General features: G+C 71.6%; 16 protein-coding genes. 6 read left to right on the top strand and 10 right to left on the bottom strand.

Annotation, left to right across the window (positions count from 1 at the left end):
* Positions 1 to 19 precede the first annotated feature (19 nt).
* Positions 20 to 814 (bottom strand): metal-dependent hydrolase, encoded by a 795-nt coding sequence (locus ACIG3E_RS16535; RefSeq protein ID WP_172381561.1) that lies wholly within the window; start codon positions 812 to 814, stop codon positions 20 to 22.
* A gap of 61 nt (positions 815 to 875) precedes the next feature.
* On the opposite strand from ACIG3E_RS16535, the gene ACIG3E_RS16530 reads away from it, so the two are divergent.
* From ACIG3E_RS16530 to ACIG3E_RS16520, 3 genes are all read left to right on the top strand, one after another.
* A complete protein-coding gene (locus tag ACIG3E_RS16530) occupies positions 876 to 3,449 on the top strand; it encodes a DEAD/DEAH box helicase (protein WP_399616260.1) in 2,574 nt (857 codons plus the stop codon).
* A gap of 37 nt (positions 3,450 to 3,486) precedes the next feature.
* Positions 3,487 to 4,386: an acyl-CoA thioesterase gene (locus ACIG3E_RS16525; protein WP_399616258.1), complete on the top strand. Its 900-nt coding sequence runs from the start codon at positions 3,487 to 3,489 to the stop codon at positions 4,384 to 4,386.
* Positions 4,387 to 4,490: 104 nt separating this feature from the next.
* A complete protein-coding gene (locus tag ACIG3E_RS16520; protein WP_399616256.1) occupies positions 4,491 to 5,057 on the top strand; it encodes a tetratricopeptide repeat protein in 567 nt (188 codons plus the stop codon).
* A gap of 79 nt (positions 5,058 to 5,136) precedes the next feature.
* Here ACIG3E_RS16520 and ACIG3E_RS16515 read toward each other — a convergent pair whose 3' ends face one another.
* Both ACIG3E_RS16515 and ACIG3E_RS16510 read right to left on the bottom strand, forming a co-directional pair.
* On the bottom strand, positions 5,137 to 6,210 hold the full coding sequence (locus tag ACIG3E_RS16515; RefSeq protein ID WP_399616254.1) for a DUF6397 family protein: 1,074 nt from the start codon (positions 6,208 to 6,210) through the stop codon (positions 5,137 to 5,139).
* A 132-nt stretch (positions 6,211 to 6,342) separates the two neighbouring features.
* Entirely contained in the window at positions 6,343 to 6,756 is a 414-nt protein-coding gene (locus ACIG3E_RS16510; protein ID WP_399616252.1) for a roadblock/LC7 domain-containing protein, read from the bottom strand.
* A 93-nt stretch (positions 6,757 to 6,849) separates the two neighbouring features.
* On the opposite strand from ACIG3E_RS16510, the gene ACIG3E_RS16505 reads away from it, so the two are divergent.
* Complete coding sequence (locus ACIG3E_RS16505) at positions 6,850 to 7,278, top strand: PPOX class F420-dependent oxidoreductase (RefSeq protein ID WP_399616251.1); 429 nt, start codon at positions 6,850 to 6,852, stop codon at positions 7,276 to 7,278.
* 109 nt (positions 7,279 to 7,387) lie between these two features.
* Here the strand turns inward: ACIG3E_RS16505 and ACIG3E_RS16500 are convergent, their stop codons facing one another.
* The 5 genes from ACIG3E_RS16500 to ACIG3E_RS16480 form a co-directional block, all read right to left on the bottom strand.
* Positions 7,388 to 8,002: a GTP-binding protein gene (locus tag ACIG3E_RS16500; protein WP_399616249.1), complete on the bottom strand. Its 615-nt coding sequence runs from the start codon at positions 8,000 to 8,002 to the stop codon at positions 7,388 to 7,390.
* Positions 7,983 to 8,399 (bottom strand): DUF742 domain-containing protein, encoded by a 417-nt coding sequence (locus ACIG3E_RS16495; RefSeq protein ID WP_399616247.1) that lies wholly within the window; start codon positions 8,397 to 8,399, stop codon positions 7,983 to 7,985. The genes ACIG3E_RS16500 and ACIG3E_RS16495 overlap by 20 nt, the downstream gene beginning before the upstream one ends.
* An 18-nt stretch (positions 8,400 to 8,417) precedes the next feature.
* The gene (locus ACIG3E_RS16490) at positions 8,418 to 8,852 is read right to left on the bottom strand and encodes a roadblock/LC7 domain-containing protein (protein WP_399616245.1); all 435 of its coding nucleotides are present in this window, start codon (positions 8,850 to 8,852) and stop codon (positions 8,418 to 8,420) included.
* Positions 8,849 to 11,353, bottom strand: a complete 2,505-nt coding sequence (locus tag ACIG3E_RS16485) for a nitrate- and nitrite sensing domain-containing protein (protein WP_399616243.1) — start codon at positions 11,351 to 11,353, stop codon at positions 8,849 to 8,851. The genes ACIG3E_RS16490 and ACIG3E_RS16485 overlap by 4 nt, the downstream gene beginning before the upstream one ends.
* Before the next feature lie 63 nt (positions 11,354 to 11,416).
* The gene (locus ACIG3E_RS16480) at positions 11,417 to 12,190 is read right to left on the bottom strand and encodes an MHYT domain-containing protein (protein ID WP_399616241.1); all 774 of its coding nucleotides are present in this window, start codon (positions 12,188 to 12,190) and stop codon (positions 11,417 to 11,419) included.
* 354 nt (positions 12,191 to 12,544) lie between these two features.
* On the opposite strand from ACIG3E_RS16480, the gene ACIG3E_RS16475 reads away from it, so the two are divergent.
* On the top strand, positions 12,545 to 13,144 hold the full coding sequence (locus ACIG3E_RS16475) for a class I SAM-dependent methyltransferase (RefSeq protein WP_399616238.1): 600 nt from the start codon (positions 12,545 to 12,547) through the stop codon (positions 13,142 to 13,144).
* A 42-nt stretch (positions 13,145 to 13,186) separates the two neighbouring features.
* Here ACIG3E_RS16475 and ACIG3E_RS16470 read toward each other — a convergent pair whose 3' ends face one another.
* Positions 13,187 to 13,942, bottom strand: a complete 756-nt coding sequence (locus tag ACIG3E_RS16470) for an alpha/beta fold hydrolase (protein WP_399616776.1) — start codon at positions 13,940 to 13,942, stop codon at positions 13,187 to 13,189.
* A gap of 160 nt (positions 13,943 to 14,102) precedes the next feature.
* On the opposite strand from ACIG3E_RS16470, the gene ACIG3E_RS16465 reads away from it, so the two are divergent.
* Complete coding sequence (locus tag ACIG3E_RS16465) at positions 14,103 to 14,624, top strand: helix-turn-helix transcriptional regulator (protein WP_399616236.1); 522 nt, start codon at positions 14,103 to 14,105, stop codon at positions 14,622 to 14,624.
* Here ACIG3E_RS16465 and ACIG3E_RS16460 read toward each other — a convergent pair.
* Positions 14,613 to 15,518, bottom strand: a complete 906-nt coding sequence (locus ACIG3E_RS16460; protein WP_399616234.1) for an oxygenase MpaB family protein — start codon at positions 15,516 to 15,518, stop codon at positions 14,613 to 14,615. The genes ACIG3E_RS16465 and ACIG3E_RS16460 overlap by 12 nt on opposite strands.
* Between the last annotated feature and the right edge of the window lie 77 nt (positions 15,519 to 15,595).

Genomic DNA, 15,595 nt, shown 5'->3' with positions numbered 1-15,595 from the left:
TCAGATGAACGCCCCGGCCTCAGATGAAGTTCAGCGCGACCGCGCCCCCCGCTCCTCCGAGCAGCATGAACACCGGCATCAGCACCTTCAGCTCGATCCAGCTCCCCGCGCGGAACCGCAGCGCCCGCGGCGGACCGATCGGGTACCAGCGCTTCCGGCCGATCGGGATGGGCCACAGGATCGGGCAGCCGGACACCGTCAGCGCGTCCCCGATGTCGTGCACCAGCGCGCCGAGCACGATCGGAAGGCCCAGCCACAGATACTCCTGGCCGTCTCCGGTGAACAGCCAGTCCGCACCATTGCCCGGTTTGTCCAGAACCCCGGCCAGGATCCAGGCGCTGGTCGCGGCGAGCAGCCACACCAGCACATCGCTGCTCGAGCCGCGCGCCGCCCGCCACAGCAGGCCCTCGATGGCGAGCACCATGTGCACGAAGAGCAGGGCGAGCACCGCCCACCGGCCGCCGGTCACCGCGAGCACGGACGAGCCCGCGCCGATCAAGACAGCCCACACCCAGGTGTGGGTGAGCGTGCGGTGCCCGCCGGAGCGGCGCGGATCGCCCTGCTTGCGCGTGGCCCGATACACGGAGTAAGAGAGCTTGTCGACGATCTCGCACAGGCCGCGGGACACCGGGCCGAAGGCGCGCGAGATGGTCGCCGACTTGTGGTCGAGGTCCGGGGCGAGCGCGGCCCCGGCACAGATCAGCGCACCGACCAGGAGGACCGGCCAGGGCATCGAGTGCCCGGCGGCCGTGGCCGCCGCGCCGACCCCCAGCCAGGCCGCCGCCCCTGACAGTGAGTGTGCCGGTCCCATCATCGGTGCTGCCCGCCCCATTTCTGTTGTCGCGATGCCCCGTTGGCGACCCAGCGTAACGTTCATGATCTTGGAGCCGTCGTCCGGTTCCCTGATCCGGGCAGTGGGAAGGCAAGATGGGGGTGTGACCCTTATCGATCAGCTGCCGCAGGACGCCGACCCCGATGCCCTCTACGAAGCCTTTGAAGGCTGGGCCCAGGAGCGCGGCATCACCCTCTATCCCCACCAGGAGGAGGCTCTGATCGAGGTCGTGTCCGGCGCGAACGTGATCGTGTCGACGCCCACCGGCTCCGGCAAGAGCATGATCGCGGCCGGGGCGCACTTCGCGGCGCTCGCCCGTGACGAGGTCACCTTCTACACCGCCCCGATCAAGGCACTGGTGTCCGAGAAGTTCTTCGAGCTGTGCAAGCTCTTCGGCACCGAGAACGTCGGCATGCTCACCGGCGACGCCTCCGTGAACGCCGACGCCCCCGTCATCTGCTGCACCGCCGAGGTCCTCGCCTCCATCGCGCTGCGTGACGGCAAGGACGCCGACATCGGCCAGGTCGTCATGGACGAGTTCCACTTCTATGCCGAGGCCGACCGGGGCTGGGCCTGGCAGATTCCGCTCCTCGAGCTGCCGCAGGCACAGTTCATCCTGATGTCCGCGACGCTCGGTGACGTCTCGATGTTCGAGAAGGACCTCACCCGTCGCACCGGGCGCCCCACCTCCGTCGTCCGCTCCGCGACGCGCCCGGTGCCGCTCTCGTACGAGTACCGCCTCACGCCCATCACTGAGACGCTCACCGAGCTCCTCGACACCAAGCAGGCCCCGGTCTACATCGTGCACTTCACGCAGGCCCAGGCCGTGGAGCGGGCGCAGTCGCTGATGAGCATCAACATGTGCACGCGCGCCGAGAAGGACCAGATCGCCGAGCTGATCGGCAACTTCCGCTTCACCACCAAGTTCGGCCGCAACCTCTCGCGCTACGTGCGCCACGGCATCGGCGTCCACCACGCCGGGATGCTGCCCAAGTACCGGCGCCTCGTCGAGAAGCTCGCCCAGGCGGGCCTCCTGAAGGTCATCTGCGGCACCGACACCCTCGGCGTCGGCGTGAACGTGCCCATTCGCACCGTGCTGTTCACCGCGCTCACCAAGTACGACGGCAATCGCGTGCGCACCCTGCGTGCCCGCGAGTTCCACCAGATCGCTGGCCGCGCCGGGCGCGCGGGCTTCGACACGGCGGGCTTCGTGGTGGCGCAGGCGCCCGAGCACGTCATCGAGAACGAGAAGGCGCTCGCGAAGGCGGGCGACGACGCGAAGAAGCGGCGCAAGGTGGTGCGCAAGAAGGCGCCCGAGGGCTTCGTGGGCTGGACGGAGGGCACCTTCGAGAAGCTCATCGCCGCCGAGCCGGAGCCGCTGACCTCCCGCTTCCGCGTCACCCACACCATGCTCCTCGCGGTGATCGCCCGGCCGGGCAACGCCTTCGAGGCGATGCGCCGCCTCCTGGAGGACAACCACGAGCCCCGCAAGCAGCAGCTGCGCCACATCCGCCGCGCCATCGCCATCTACCGCTCGCTGCTCGACGGCGGTGTCGTGGAGAAGCTCGACGAGCCGGACGCCACCGGCCGCATCGTGCGCCTGACCGTCGACCTCCAGCAGGACTTCGCGCTCAACCAGCCGCTGTCCACCTTCGCGCTCGCCGCCTTCGAACTCCTCGACCCCGAGTCGCCCTCGTACGCCCTCGACATGGTCTCCGTCGTGGAGTCCACGCTCGACGACCCGCGCCAGATCCTCGCCGCCCAGCAGAACAAGGCGCGCGGTGAGGCCGTGGCGCTGATGAAGGCCGACGGCGTCGAGTACGAGGAGCGCATGGAGCGGCTGCAGGACATCACCTACCCGAAGCCGCTGGAGGAGCTCCTCTTCCACGCCTACAACACCTACCGCACCAGCCACCCGTGGGTCGGCGACCACCCCCTGTCCCCGAAGTCCGTGATCCGGGACATGTACGAGCGGGCGCTGTCCTTCACCGAGTTCACCTCCTTCTACGAGCTCGCCCGCACCGAGGGCATCGTGCTGCGCTACCTGGCGAACGCGTACAAGGCCCTGGAGCACACCATCCCGGACGACCTGAAGTCCGAGGACCTCGAGGATCTGATCGCCTGGCTCGGCGAGATGGTCCGCCAGGTGGACTCCAGCCTCCTGGACGAGTGGGAGCAGCTGGCGAACCCGGAGGTGATGACGGCCGAGGAGGCACAGGAGAAGGCCGACGAGGTCAAGCCGGTGACGGCCAACGCCCGCGCCTTCCGTGTGCTCGTGCGCAACGCGCTCTTCCGCCGTGTCGAGCTCGCCGCCCTCGACCAGGTGGACGAGCTGGGCGAGATGGACGCCGAGTCCGGCTGGGACGCGGACGCCTGGGGCGAGGCCATGGACAAGTACTGGGACGAGTACGAGGACCTGGGCACCGGGCCGGACGCGCGCGGCCCCAAGCTGTTGCGCATCGAGGAGGATCCCGAGCACGGTCTGTGGCGCGTCCGCCAGACGTTCGCCGACCCGAACGGCGACCATGACTGGGGCATCAGCGCGGAGGTCGATCTCGCGGCCTCCGACGCGGAGGGCCGCGCCGTCGTCCGGGTCACGGACGTCGGCCAGCTCTGAGCTCCCCACGTTCCCGGACAGGAGTCGAGGACTTCCCATGAACAACCCCGCGGACCGACTGGTCGACCTGCTGGACCTCGAGCAGATCGAGGTGAACATCTTCCGCGGTCGCAGTCCCCAGGAGTCCTTGCAGCGCGTCTTCGGCGGGCAGGTCGCCGGGCAGGCGCTCGTCGCGGCCGGGCGCACCACGGAGGGCGACAGACCCGTGCACTCGCTGCACGCGTACTTCCTGCGCCCGGGCCGCCCGGGCGTACCCATCGTGTACCAGGTCGAGCGGGTCCGTGACGGGCGCTCCTTCACCACGCGCCGCGTCACGGCCGTCCAGCAGGGCCGCACCATCTTCAATCTGACCGCCTCCTTCCACAAGCCCGAACCGGGCTCCTTCGAACACCAGCTGCCGCCGCGCATCGACGCCCCCGACCCGGAGTCGCTGCCGACGGTCGCCGAAGAGATCAAGGAACATCTGGGCGCGCTCCCCGAGCAGCTGGAGCGCATGGCCCGGCGCCAGCCCTTCGACATCCGCTATGTGGACCGGCTGCGCTGGACCGCGGAGGAGGTCCAGGGCGCCGAGCCGCGCAGCGCGGTGTGGATGCGTGCCGTCGGCCCACTGGGCGACGACCCGCTCGTGCACACCTGCGCGCTCACCTACGCGAGCGACATGACGCTCCTGGACGCCGTCCGCATCCCGGTGGAGCCGCTGTGGGGTCCGCGCGGCTTCGACATGGCCTCGCTGGACCACGCCATGTGGTTCCACCGTCCGTTCCGGGCCGACGAGTGGTTCCTGTACGACCAGGAGTCGCCGATCGCCACGGGGGGCCGCGGTCTGGCGCGCGGGCGGATCTACGATCGTGAGGGACGGCTGCTCGTATCGGTCGTCCAGGAGGGTCTGTTCCGCCCGCACTCGCCCCGCCATCTGGGCGGTCAGTCGGACGGCTGAGTCCCACGGCGGGAACTGCCGCCGAAGGGTGACGCGGTCGGTTCGGGTGACGGGACACGGGCGCCTCCTGACGCGGGGGACGGCTACGGGGACGGGAGCACGGCATGAACGACACCGACGGCACGGCACGGACCGGCAGCGCGGACACTCGGGAGAGCAACGCGGACGCCCGGGCGGGCAGCGGCCGGGACGAGATACTCGCCCAGGCCATCCGGCTACGGGAGAGCGGCCGCCGTGAGGAGGCCCGCGCCCTCCTGCTGCCCCTGAGCGAAAGCCACCCCGATGACGCCGAGGTCGCGTACCAGACGGCCTGGGTGCACGACACGCTCGGCCTGGAGGCCGAGGCCCTGCCGCACTACCTGCGCGCGATCCAGCGCCCGGGCCTCTCCGACGAGGACCGCCGCGGGGCGCTCCTCGGTCTCGGCAGTACCTACCGCGTCCTCGGCAAGTACCCGGAGGCCGTCGCCGCCCTTCGGGACGCGGTGGCGGAGTACCCCGACGACGGAGCGCTACGGACTTTCCTCGCCATGGCGCTGTACAACACGGGCCAGCACCATGACGCCATGGAGCTCCTGCTGAACCTGATCGCCTCCACGAGCCGGGATCCGGAGATCGCGGGGTACCGTCCGGCCATCGAGCACTACGCCAAGGACCTCGACGCGACCCTCTAGCGCGACGGGGTGCTGCTCCTGTGCCCCGAGGTGTCGCGAGCCTTCCGTCGTGCCTTGCGTCGTGCCGTCAGTTGTGGTGTCAGTCCTCCGGCCGTCCGCGCCTGCGGCGCAGCCACCTCAGCAGCCCGCGCGGCTCTTCCCTCCGGCCCGTGTCCCTCTCCCGGGACGCGGCCGCCGGAGCGATGACCGCCGAGGAGGCGGCCTCCGAAGGCCGGTCCGCTCCGCAGTCGTCGCCCATGACAGGGGCCTGTGGCTGCTCCGGTGCGCTGTACGGGCGCGCCGTGGCACTGATGGGCGGACGGCCCGGCCGTGGTGCGGGTCGGTGCCTCCGGGCTTCCGCAAGGCCGAGGCTCAGATTGGCCCGCAGCCAGCTGATCTCGTCCGGGTCGTCGGCCGTGGTGATGCGCTCGACGATGTGGGTCGTCGGGGACTCAGGGCCTGCCTGAGTGAGCGGATGAGGCCTGAGGCGATGCAGATACGCCCGCTCGTACGGATCCCTGACGAGCTGCGCGAGGCTCATCGGATCCAGGAAGGAAGCCGTCACGGCGACGCGCTCCCACGGATCCTCCGCCTGCCTCAGGAGAAAGCCCGCCTGTCGACGGCGCCAGTTGCGGGCCCGCAGATCCGCGCCGCTCGCCAGCTGTGCCCGCATCATGTCCGGCGCCCGGCCGGTGAGCAGCGGGGCGTTGGCCTCGCACGCCGCGAACTCGCGCAGCTCCTCCGCCAGATAGAGCCACACGACGGCTCGGTAGCGGTTCAAGTAGAACTTCACCGGCGTCAGCACCCCCGTGCGGGCGAGCCGGGTGAAGCGGGCCTGGGTGATGTCCAGCAGGGCCGCGCCCTCGGCGGTGCCCACGGTTTTGACACCGTCGCGCAGGGACTCCGGGAAGCCGGGTGTCTCGCGGACGCGGTCGATCTCCTCGCGGCTGACCCGGCGGCGCGCCCCCGCCGGATCGGGGACGGTACGGACCCGGCCCAGCATCACGGCGAGCTCGAACTCTCCCCGCTTGAGGCCCAGTTCCCGCGCGGCGCTGCTGCGCGCCAGCGGCCCGGGCCGCGCCGTCGGCGGCGCGGCCCCTGTCGGCGGCGGCGCGGCCGCTTTCCTGGGCGTGGCGGACGCGAAGTGCGGAACGGTCTGCGTGTCGCCGGTCATGGCGGTTCTCCCCCGTGCTTGGTCACTGCTTCTGGGAAAAACCGTAGCCCGAGAGGCCCGCCTCCCGCTCGGCCTGTGGATAACTCTGCTCGCGCCCGCGTTCACGCAGGTCAGGGGCGAGTCAGTAAGAGGTCAGAGATCTACGACCGGTGTCCGCTCCGGGTGCCTCGCGTCTACGCCCAGGTGCTCCCCGACACGGTTCACCAGCAGTGTCATCTCGTACGCGACCTGGCCTATGTCGGCCTGCGCCGAGCTGAGGACGCACAGACAGCTGCCCTCGCCCGCCGCGGTCACGAACAGGACGGCGTCGTCGAACTCGATCATCGTTTGGCGTACGTTGCCCGCGTGGAAGTGGCGGCCGGAGCCCTTCGCCAGACTGTGCAGGCCGGACGACACCGCCGCCAAGTGCTCGGCGTCCTCGCGCGGCAGGTCCGAGCTCGCCCCCGTCACCAGACCGTCGCTGGACAGCACCAGCGCGTGCCGTACGTGTTCCACACGCCGCGTCAGGTCGTCGAGCAGCCAGCCCAGGCCCGTGTTCTGCGCCATGGTCCCTTCTCCCCGTGTGTCCCTCCCCCTGGCTGGAGGATCTGACCTGCCAGCCTTCACCACCTCCGGCGTCCCGGCAAGCATGATGGGGACATGGCACAGAAGATGACTGACGAGCAGTGGCGGGCCTTCGTCTCGCAGGGCACCCGCACGGGCAAACTGTCCACCGTCCGCGCGGACGGCAGCCCGCACGTGGCGCCGATCTGGTTCCTCCTCGACGGCGACGACCTGGTGTTCAACACGGGAAAGGACACTGTCAAGGGGCGCAACATCGCACGCGACGGGCGTGTGGCACTGTGCGTCGACGACGACACGCCTCCGTTCGCCTTCGTGGTTCTGCAGGGCAGGGCGGAACTGTCCGAGGATCTGGAGCAGGTGCGGCACTGGGCGGCCCGCATCGGCGGGCGCTACATGGGCGAGGACCGGGCCGAGGAGTTCGGCGCGCGCAACGGCGTGCCCGGCGAGCTCCTCGTTCGGGTGAGGATCGACAAGGTGCTCGCGTACGCGGCCGTGTCCGACTGACAGCACGCGCGGCCCCGCCCTCACCGGGGCGGCGCCCCACGTGGGCGACGCCTCACGTGGGCGACGCCTCACCACACCGGTTCCTAGCCGCCGCGGTGGGGCGGACCCGTCAGCCGACCGAGTCGAGCAGCCGGGCGGTATGCCTCCGCCCGGCGTACTCGACAAGCCGGATCAGCACCTCCTTTCCCGAGTCCCGGTCCCGGGCGTCGCACAGCACCACCGGGGTGCCGCGGTCGAGGTCCAGGGCCCGTGACACCTCGTGTGCGCCGTACGTCCGTGCGTTCGCAAAGCAGTTGACCGCCACGACGAACGGGATGTCGCGGTGCTCGAAGTAGTCCACGGCGGGGAAGCAGTCCTCGAGCCGCCGTGTGTCCGCGAGGACCACGGCGCCGAGGGCTCCCTGTGACAGCTCGTCCCACAGGAACCAGAAGCGGTCCTGTCCCGGGGTGCCGAAGAGGTACAGCGAGAGCCCGGATCTGATGGTGATGCGGCCGAAGTCCATCGCGACCGTGGTGGTGACCTTGCGGTCCACGCCGCCGGTGTCGTCGACCGACTGGCCCGCCTCGCTGAGGAGTTCCTCCGTACGCAGGGGCCGGATCTCGCTGACGGCGCCGACCAGCGTGGTCTTGCCCACGCCAAAGCCTCCGGCGACCAGGATCTTCAACGCCAGGGCCGTGTCGTCACCGGTCTCGTCGGCTGTGGCATCAGAGCGCTCGGAGCCCATCGATCACCTCTCGCAGGATCGTCTCGTCAGGTAGCTGGGCTGGAGGCACGGGCCGTCGCACCTGAACGCGGCTCTCCTCCAGGAGGTCGCCGAGCAGCACCCTGACCACGCCCACGGGCAGGTCGGCGCCTGCGGCGAGTTCGGCGACGGACTGGGTTTCGGCGGCGCGGCACAGGTCGAGCAGCACCCGGTGTTCGGGGCCGAGCGCCACGTCGTCGCCCGGCCGCATGGCTCCCTCGGCGAGGCTGACCAGGGCGATCAGGTCGAACCGCACACCACTGGAGGCCGGTCTCGTGCGCCCGCCCGTCATCGCGTACGGGCGGACCAGGGGCCCCGCTTCGCTGTCGTACCACTGGCTGCCGTGCTCTCGCGCGGCGCCATGGTTGTTGTCGCTCATCGCTTGCCGCCGCCCAGGTCATCCGGTGCTCGGGGGCGGTTCGGAGAAGCGTGCGGGGGTGGTCAGATGCGCCCCCACGCGCTTGACCATGCGTGCCATCTCGTACGCGACGAGGCCGATGTCAGCGGTGACCGTGCTGAGGACGGTGAGGCAGGAGCCGTCGCTCGCCGCGGCCACGAACAGGAAGGCGTCGTCCATCTCGACCATCGTCTGGCGCACGCCGCCCGCTCCGAAGTGCCGCCCCGCGCCCTTGGCGAGGCTGTGGAACCCCGAGGCGACGGCCGCCAGGTGTTCGGCGTCCTCCCGGGTGAGGGCCGTCGAGGCGCCGACCGCGAGCCCGTCATTGGACAGCACGACCGCGTGCCGTACGTCGCCGACGCGGGCCACCAGGTCGTCGAGGAGCCAGTCGAGTTCGCCGGACCTGTGCGCCGTGAGGCCGGTTTCCTGGATCATGCGGGGTCTCCTTCGCTGCTGTCGCTGCCGGGTGGGCGCCCGCCGCCCTGGGCCCAGCCGTCCCGGTAGGCGGCCAGTTGGCTCCGTACGCGCTCCGGGCTGCGTTCGCCGACGGAGTCGGGGCTCTCGGCCGCGGGCGGGCGCTGCCGCAGCTGCGGGGCGAGGCTCGCCTGACGTACGCGGCGCGGCAGTTCGTCCGACGCAGACGCGGCGGACGCGAGGTCAGGCGCGTCCCTAGGAGACGCCGGGTCCGCGGGCCTGCGCTGGCGTAGTGCCGTGACACCGGGAGGTGACGGCGCGGGCACGGGACGTCCGGCGGACGGGCCCAGTGCCCGGTGATCGCCCTGCCGGGCGACGGCCGCGCTGAGCACAGCCAACGCATCGGGCACGGAGTGTGACGTGAACCCCTCTTGTCGCTCCCCCGGTTCGCGTCGCGCGGTACGGGTGGAGTCGTCGTTCTGGAGGAGCGAAGTGGGCAGCAGGACGACGGCGGTGGTGCCGCCGTACGCGGAGGGGAGCAGTCGCACCCGAATGCCGTGCCGGGCAGCGAGTCTGCTCACTACGAAGAGGCCCAGTTGGTCGCTGTCGAACAGGTCGAGCGCCTCGGACTCCTCGACTCTCTGGTTGGCTTCGGCGAGCGTGTCGGGGTTCATGCCGAGGCCCCTGTCCTCGATCTCCAGGGCGTAGCCGTTGCCCACGGGCTCACCGGTGATCCGCACTTTGGTGTGCGGGGGCGAGAACTGGGCGGCGTTCTCGACCAGTTCGGCCATCAGGTGGGTGAGGTCGGCGACGGCACCGCCCACCACGGAGGCGTCGGGGAGGGGGCGTACCTCCACGCGCGCGTAGTCCTCGATTTCGGAGACCGCGGCGCGTACGACGTTCGTCAGGGGCACCGGCGTGCGCCAGGCACGGCCGGGCGCGGCCCCGGAGAGGATGATCAGACTCTCGGCGTGGCGGCGCATGCGGGTCGTGAGGTGGTCGAGCCGGAAGAGGTCACCGAGTTCGTTCGGGTCGTGGGCCCTTCGCTCCATCGTGTCCAGGAGGCTGAGCTGCCGGTGGACGAGCACTTGGCTGCGCCGGGCGAGGTTCACGAAGACCCCGGAGATGCCGCTCGCCAGCTCCGCGCGTTCCACGGCGGCCCGCAGCGCGGCGCGGTGCACCGTGCCGAGCGCCTCCGCGACCTGTCCCGCCTCGTCCTCGGCGGGCGGCTCCTCGGGGGCTTCCGCGGCGATGTCGACCTCCTCGCCCGCGCGCAGTTTCCGCATGGTGTCGGGGAGTTGGCGGCGGGCGATCTCCAGGGCGCGGTTGCGCAGTCCGACGAGCTCGATGACCAGGCCGCGGCCGATGCGTACGGAGATCACGAGGGAGGCCACGACGGCGGCGAGCCCGCAGAGCACGGCGGCGCCCGCGACGGTGAACACGCCGCGCGTCAGCGGGTCGGCGCGGTCCGCGGCGTCCCGTGCCGCGCGCTCCGCGAGGGTGCGCTGGGTATCCCGTACGGTTGCGTAGGCGGGGTCCCAGGTGAGGGCGGCGGCCGCTTCCAGGGCCTTCTTGCCGGGCGGGGCGGCGAGCACCTTGTCCTCGATGGCCCCCACGTCGGCGTACGCGCGTTCGTGTGTGAGGCGCTGCCATGCCCGGCGTTCGGGTCCGCGCAGGTCCGCCGCGGCCGCCTCGGTGAGGGTCTGCCGGGTGTCCACGGCCCCGGTGAACCGGCGCAGCCGCTCCCCGTCGAGGGTGCCCGCGAGACGGGCACCCGCCAGCAACACGTCCTCGCGCGCCAGCATTTCGCCCGCCCGGGAGAATTCGAGCAGCACGCGCGCGTGGGAGCCCGGTTCGGCGCCCGGGAGGCCGGACAGCGCACCGCCGACTCCGAAGGCGGCCGTGATGGTCTTCGTGTACTGCCCGTAGGCGTCGTCCCACCCGGTGCGGCGGTCGAGGACGGAGCCGCGCACGGTACGCAGCCCCTCGGCGTCGGTGGCGAACTGTTCGAGCCGGTTCCCCACGGCTGCGGGCAGCCCCGCGCCGTCGGCGACGGTGTGGTCCTCGCCCAGGCGCAGCTTCGCCACGGCTCGGTCGGTCTGGTCCGCCTGCCTCCGGAGGGCGGCGGCGCGGTCGGCGGTGGGTCGCGTCGCGTGGCGCACGGCCGCGGCCCGTTCGGCCTGGAGGGCGGTGACGGCGGCGGCGACCGGTGCCCGGACGGCGGCGTCGGCGCGTTGGGTCTGCCGCAGCGACGCGATGTCCTGGGCGGTGCTGACGGTCGCGTACGCCCACAGGGCGAGGAGGGAGACGACGGGCACCATCAGCAGGCACACGACCTTGGCGCGGACGGTGCGGGGGCGGAACCACCGGCGGCCCGCGCGCGGGAGCCCTGGTCCGGTGGGAGACGCCCCTGCGGGCGGGTGTTCGTCGGCGGGCGGGCCCGCGTGTGCTCGACGGCCGCGGGCCGTGGGGTCGGCCTCGGCCGGTGTGCCGGGGCCGGGAGTGTTCCGGGGTCTGCTCATGGCCTCCTCGCTCGGAAGGGTCGGGTCGCGCACCGCCTGCTCGTGGCCGGGTCGGGGGCGCCGCTACGGAGCGGTGCGTCCGACGGGGCGTTGAGCCGACGCGGAGGCCGCACGCTCGCCCGCGCTCGGGGACAGGGCGACGAAGGCGGAGGTCAGGAACAGATAGGAGCCCAGGCCCACGGCGAGGGGGAAGATGAACTGCATCGTCGTGGCCCCGGGCAGTGCCGCCCCGGAGGGGGTGACACGTACGCTCACGGCGAGCATGCCGGTGTAGTGCATGCTGCTCACCGCGCCGCCCATGACGAGCGAGGCGACGGCCACCGCGAGCGTCGACTTGATGTGCAGCGCCGCCCAGAGCGCGGCGGTCGCCGCGACGACGGCGATCACCACGGAGAGGGCGACGACGGCCGGGTCGTAGCCGACGTCGCCATGCAGGCGCAGCGCGGCCATGCCCAGGTAGTGCATGCTCGCGACGCCGAGCCCCGTGGTGAGGCCCCCGAGGGCGAGCGAGCGCCCTCGGTCGCTGCCGTAGCCGACGGCGAAGACCCCGGCGCCGACGACGGCCATGGCGACGAGCAGGCTCAGGAGCGTCAGCGGCACGTCGTAGCGGATCTGCGTACCGCTGACTCCGAATCCGAGCATCGCGACGAAGTGCATCGTCCAGATGCCGGTGCCGATCGCCGAGGCCGCGGTGAGGAGCCAGTTGCGCCGCGAGCGTCCCGTGGCGCCCAGGGCACGCACGGTGCACTGCAGGCCGAGCGCGGCACCGACGCACGCCATCGCGTACGACAGCACGGGCGTCAGCCAGCCGAAGGTGGCGTGGTCCAGGTGTCCCATGGCCCAGGGACGCTAGACCCGCGGGGGGCGCGCGGCGGGGGCGCATTTCGAAAGCTACTGCTATCTGGCGCGGAGATGTCCCTGAACGATCGCGCCACGCTCGAACGTGCGCGCCCCGGTTCCCCCTTGAGGAGGCACCGTCGGCGGAACCGAGCCGGTGCCCGAGTGTCAGACGTGGAACGGAAGGTCGCGGACCGGCAAGTCGTGGGAGCGACGGATGCGCATCCCCCGGCGTTCACGCTGCGGGCCATCGGGCCCCGGGCCCTCGGACAGGGTGCCCTCGTCTCCCCGTGCTGAAGTTCCGGAGGCCCACCAGAGTTTGACGGAGCCACGCTTCTGCGGCGTCATGAGGTCATGAGCGACGACCACACACGTGTCCAGGAGTTCTTCGCAGCGCGCGCCGCCGACTGGGACAGCCGCTTCCCCGACGACGGCCCCGCCTACCGCGCCGCCGTGGCCGAGCTGGGCCTGGCCCCGGGCGCCCGGGTCCTGGACGCCGGATGCGGCACGGGCCGCGCCCTGCCCGCCCTGAGGGACGCGGTGGGACCCTCGGGGACGGTCCTGGGGGCCGATCTCACTCCGGCCATGCTGGAGGCCGCCGTGGGGGCGGGCAGGCAGTCCTGCGGCCAGCTCCTGCTCGCGGACGTGGCGCGGCTGCCTGTGCGGGCGCGGGCGCTGGACGCCGTGTTCGGCGCGGGCCTCATCGCGCATCTGCCCGACCCGGCCGAGAACCTGCGGGAGCTGGCACGGGTGGTGCGTCCCGGAGGGGTGCTCGCGCTGTTCCACCCCGTCGGGCGCGCGGCTCTGGCGGCTCGCCAGGGCCGCCGGATCACCCCGGACGACCTGCGCGCCGAGGGCAACCTCCGTCCGCTGCTTGGCGGCTCGGGCTGGCGCATGACGTCGTACGTCGACGAGGACACGCGCTTCCTCGCCCTGGCCCTGCGCCAGGACTGACGGCCCCGCGCGGGTTCGTCGGGGGGCTCACGGGGGCGTCGTTCAGGAGCGTCCCGTGAGCACCGCGGCGAAGGCGGCCGGATTGTCCAGCATGACGTTGTGCCCGGCGTCCGGCACCGTGACGACCCGGACGCCGGAGGCCTCCAAGTCGCCGCCGCCCGGGACGTCACCGCTCAGCGCGCCTTGCACGTAGACGCGCTCTACGGAGAGGGCCATCAGCATCGCGCGCATCGTGGGGCTCGTCCCGCGCACGAGCCCCGTGGCACTGCGGTGCAGGGCGCGCGGATCGGTGAGGCGCATGGTCGCGGCCCACCCCGGACCGACCTTCTCCAGTACGCGCGCGTGACCCTCGGTGACGAAAGCGTCTTCTTCGTAGTCCGCGATTCCGCTGCTTCCCGCGGTCTTCGGCGGGTACGGGTCGAGGTTGGCCTCCGTGAGGACGAGGCGTGCCACCAGGTCGGCCCTTCGGTGGGCCAGCACGATGGCCACGGAGCCGCCCATGCTGTGCGCGACGATCTCCGCGTCGCGCACGTCCGCCTCGTCCAGGGCCGCCGCCAGGGCGTCCGCATGGTCTTCCAGGGTGTAGCCGAAGCCGCTCGGGCGGTCGCTCAGTCCGTGACCGGGCAGATCCACGAACAGCGATCTACGGCCAGCCAGTTCGGGCCGGGCGGCGAGGTGCGCGTGGTAGGGCGCCGACGCGGCCCCGAGACCGTGCACGTACACGCGCGCGGGGCCTTCGCCCTCGCACTCCGTCCAGCGGATCAGGCTGCCCTCCGCGTCGAACCGTGCGCTTCGCATCGTCATGTTCCGCTCCCCCTGAGTGGCTCGTTCCACCGCCAGCCGTGTCCCGCGTCCGCGTCTCGCGTTCTGGGCCTTCGTCCGGCGCTCCGTCACACAATACATCGGTCTCGAAGTACTACGTCAACGATGTACCCCGCGAGTGCGGCAGAATGCGGGCATGCTGGAGCTCGCCATCCTTGGTTTCCTGTACGAACGCCCGCTGCACGGCTACGAGCTGCGCAAGCGCATCACCGCCCTGACGGGGCACGTCCGCCCGGTCGCGGAGAGCACGCTGTACCCGGCCATCAAACGGCTCGAGAAGGCGGGGCTGCTGGCCCGCGAGACCCAGCCCGGCGCCGTGGCAGCGCCGCGCCACGTCCTGAGCCTCACCGCGGAGGGCAGGAGCGAGCTGCGCCGTCGTCTGGCCGAGCCCGCCCGGACGGACATCACCGACGAGAACCGCTGGTTCACGGTGCTCGCCTTCCTACGGCACCTGGAGGACCCGGACGCCCAGGCCGCGGTGTTGCGGCGGCGCCTCGCCTTCCTCCAGGAGCCCGCCAGCTTCTTCTACGACGGCGACCGGCCGCTGCGCGCGGAGGAACTGGACGACCCGTTCCGGCAGGGCATCCTCACCATCGCGCGGGCCACGAGCCGCGCCGAGCTCACCTGGCTGCGCAAGACCCTCGCGTCACTCGGCTGAGCCCGCCGCGGACACTTCGGTGTGCCGCACCGGACAGCCGCGCACCCCGGGCACCGGCCAGGTGCCGAGCTCGCCGGGCCGATAGCCGTCCCGATAGCCCTTCACTTCCCAGTTCTGCCGTCCGTAGTGCGGGGCTGTGCGCGGCGGCAGCAGACGGACCGCACGGCCGCGCAGCCGCACCGCGCGCCGGGTCACGGCGCGCGTCAGAACGGAGGGCCGTTCGTAGCCGAAGGCCCGCAGCAACGGCTCGTCGAGCAGTGCCAGGGTCGCCGCGCGCAGGACGGGCGCCAACGGGCGCGGGTACCAGGAGACCATCAGCTCCAAGGTCGCGTCGGCGACACCGCGCGCCCCTTCGTCCCATCCGAAGTGCGCCTCTTCGTAGGCATCGAGGCACTGGGCGAACTCTTCGTAGGAACCGGGGATCTCCTTGATGCCCATGTGCTGGCCCAGCGTGCGGTAGTACACCGCCGACGCGGCCGTCTCGTGCTGTGACAACCGGCGCCATCCGTAGGCGTCGATCCACCGTTTGGGCATCACGACGAACGTGCACAGCACGTAGCGCATGTCGTCGTTGCTGATGTCGTAGCTGCGGTGCATCTGATTGATGCGGCGGATCGCCGCGCGCCCCTCGTCGCCGTCGAAGCCGTGCTCGACGACCGCGTCGAGGAGCAACGCCGTGTCGTCGTACCGCTTCTGCGTACGGGTGGTGAACTCCGCCGTCTCGGCCAGGAGGGCGCCGATGCTCGGCACCGCGTAGGTGCGGTACAGCGCCAGCTCCAGCGCGCGCGTGTAGTCCCAGGGGAACTCGTAGGTCGCGGACAGCCGGTAGATCTCCAGGAAGTCCTTCTCCGGGTCGAGACGCCGGATCTGCCGGAGCCGTTCGTAGCGCTTCACCGCACGGTTCCCCTTCTTCCGCCGAGCCTTCAACTTTACTTTGGAGTACGGAGGATGAGCACCCAGTCGCGGGCCCA

Origin of the sequence: Streptomyces sp. NPDC053474 (assembly GCF_044544845.1) — a bacterium.
GTDB lineage: Bacteria > Actinomycetota > Actinomycetes > Streptomycetales > Streptomycetaceae > Streptomyces.
The sequence above is the reverse complement of the archived record's forward strand: the minus strand, read 5'-3'. Positions and strand labels throughout refer to the sequence as shown.

What these genes read in the sequence shown, in the direction of transcription:
- ACIG3E_RS16535 (WP_172381561.1), bottom strand. Translation starts at nt 814, where the DNA reads ATGATGGGACCGGCACACTCACTGTCAGGGGCGGCGGCCTGGCTGGGG.
- ACIG3E_RS16530 (WP_399616260.1), top strand. Translation starts at nt 876, where the DNA reads ATGATCTTGGAGCCGTCGTCCGGTTCCCTGATCCGGGCAGTGGGAAGG.
- ACIG3E_RS16525 (WP_399616258.1), top strand. Translation starts at nt 3,487, where the DNA reads ATGAACAACCCCGCGGACCGACTGGTCGACCTGCTGGACCTCGAGCAG.
- ACIG3E_RS16520 (WP_399616256.1), top strand. Translation starts at nt 4,491, where the DNA reads ATGAACGACACCGACGGCACGGCACGGACCGGCAGCGCGGACACTCGG.
- ACIG3E_RS16515 (WP_399616254.1), bottom strand. Translation starts at nt 6,210, where the DNA reads ATGACCGGCGACACGCAGACCGTTCCGCACTTCGCGTCCGCCACGCCC.
- ACIG3E_RS16510 (WP_399616252.1), bottom strand. Translation starts at nt 6,756, where the DNA reads ATGGCGCAGAACACGGGCCTGGGCTGGCTGCTCGACGACCTGACGCGG.
- ACIG3E_RS16505 (WP_399616251.1), top strand. Translation starts at nt 6,850, where the DNA reads ATGGCACAGAAGATGACTGACGAGCAGTGGCGGGCCTTCGTCTCGCAG.
- ACIG3E_RS16500 (WP_399616249.1), bottom strand. Translation starts at nt 8,002, where the DNA reads ATGGGCTCCGAGCGCTCTGATGCCACAGCCGACGAGACCGGTGACGAC.
- ACIG3E_RS16495 (WP_399616247.1), bottom strand. Translation starts at nt 8,399, where the DNA reads ATGAGCGACAACAACCATGGCGCCGCGCGAGAGCACGGCAGCCAGTGG.
- ACIG3E_RS16490 (WP_399616245.1), bottom strand. Translation starts at nt 8,852, where the DNA reads ATGATCCAGGAAACCGGCCTCACGGCGCACAGGTCCGGCGAACTCGAC.
- ACIG3E_RS16485 (WP_399616243.1), bottom strand. Translation starts at nt 11,353, where the DNA reads ATGAGCAGACCCCGGAACACTCCCGGCCCCGGCACACCGGCCGAGGCC.
- ACIG3E_RS16480 (WP_399616241.1), bottom strand. Translation starts at nt 12,190, where the DNA reads ATGGGACACCTGGACCACGCCACCTTCGGCTGGCTGACGCCCGTGCTG.
- ACIG3E_RS16475 (WP_399616238.1), top strand. Translation starts at nt 12,545, where the DNA reads ATGAGCGACGACCACACACGTGTCCAGGAGTTCTTCGCAGCGCGCGCC.
- ACIG3E_RS16470 (WP_399616776.1), bottom strand. Translation starts at nt 13,942, where the DNA reads ATGCGAAGCGCACGGTTCGACGCGGAGGGCAGCCTGATCCGCTGGACG.
- ACIG3E_RS16465 (WP_399616236.1), top strand. Translation starts at nt 14,103, where the DNA reads ATGCTGGAGCTCGCCATCCTTGGTTTCCTGTACGAACGCCCGCTGCAC.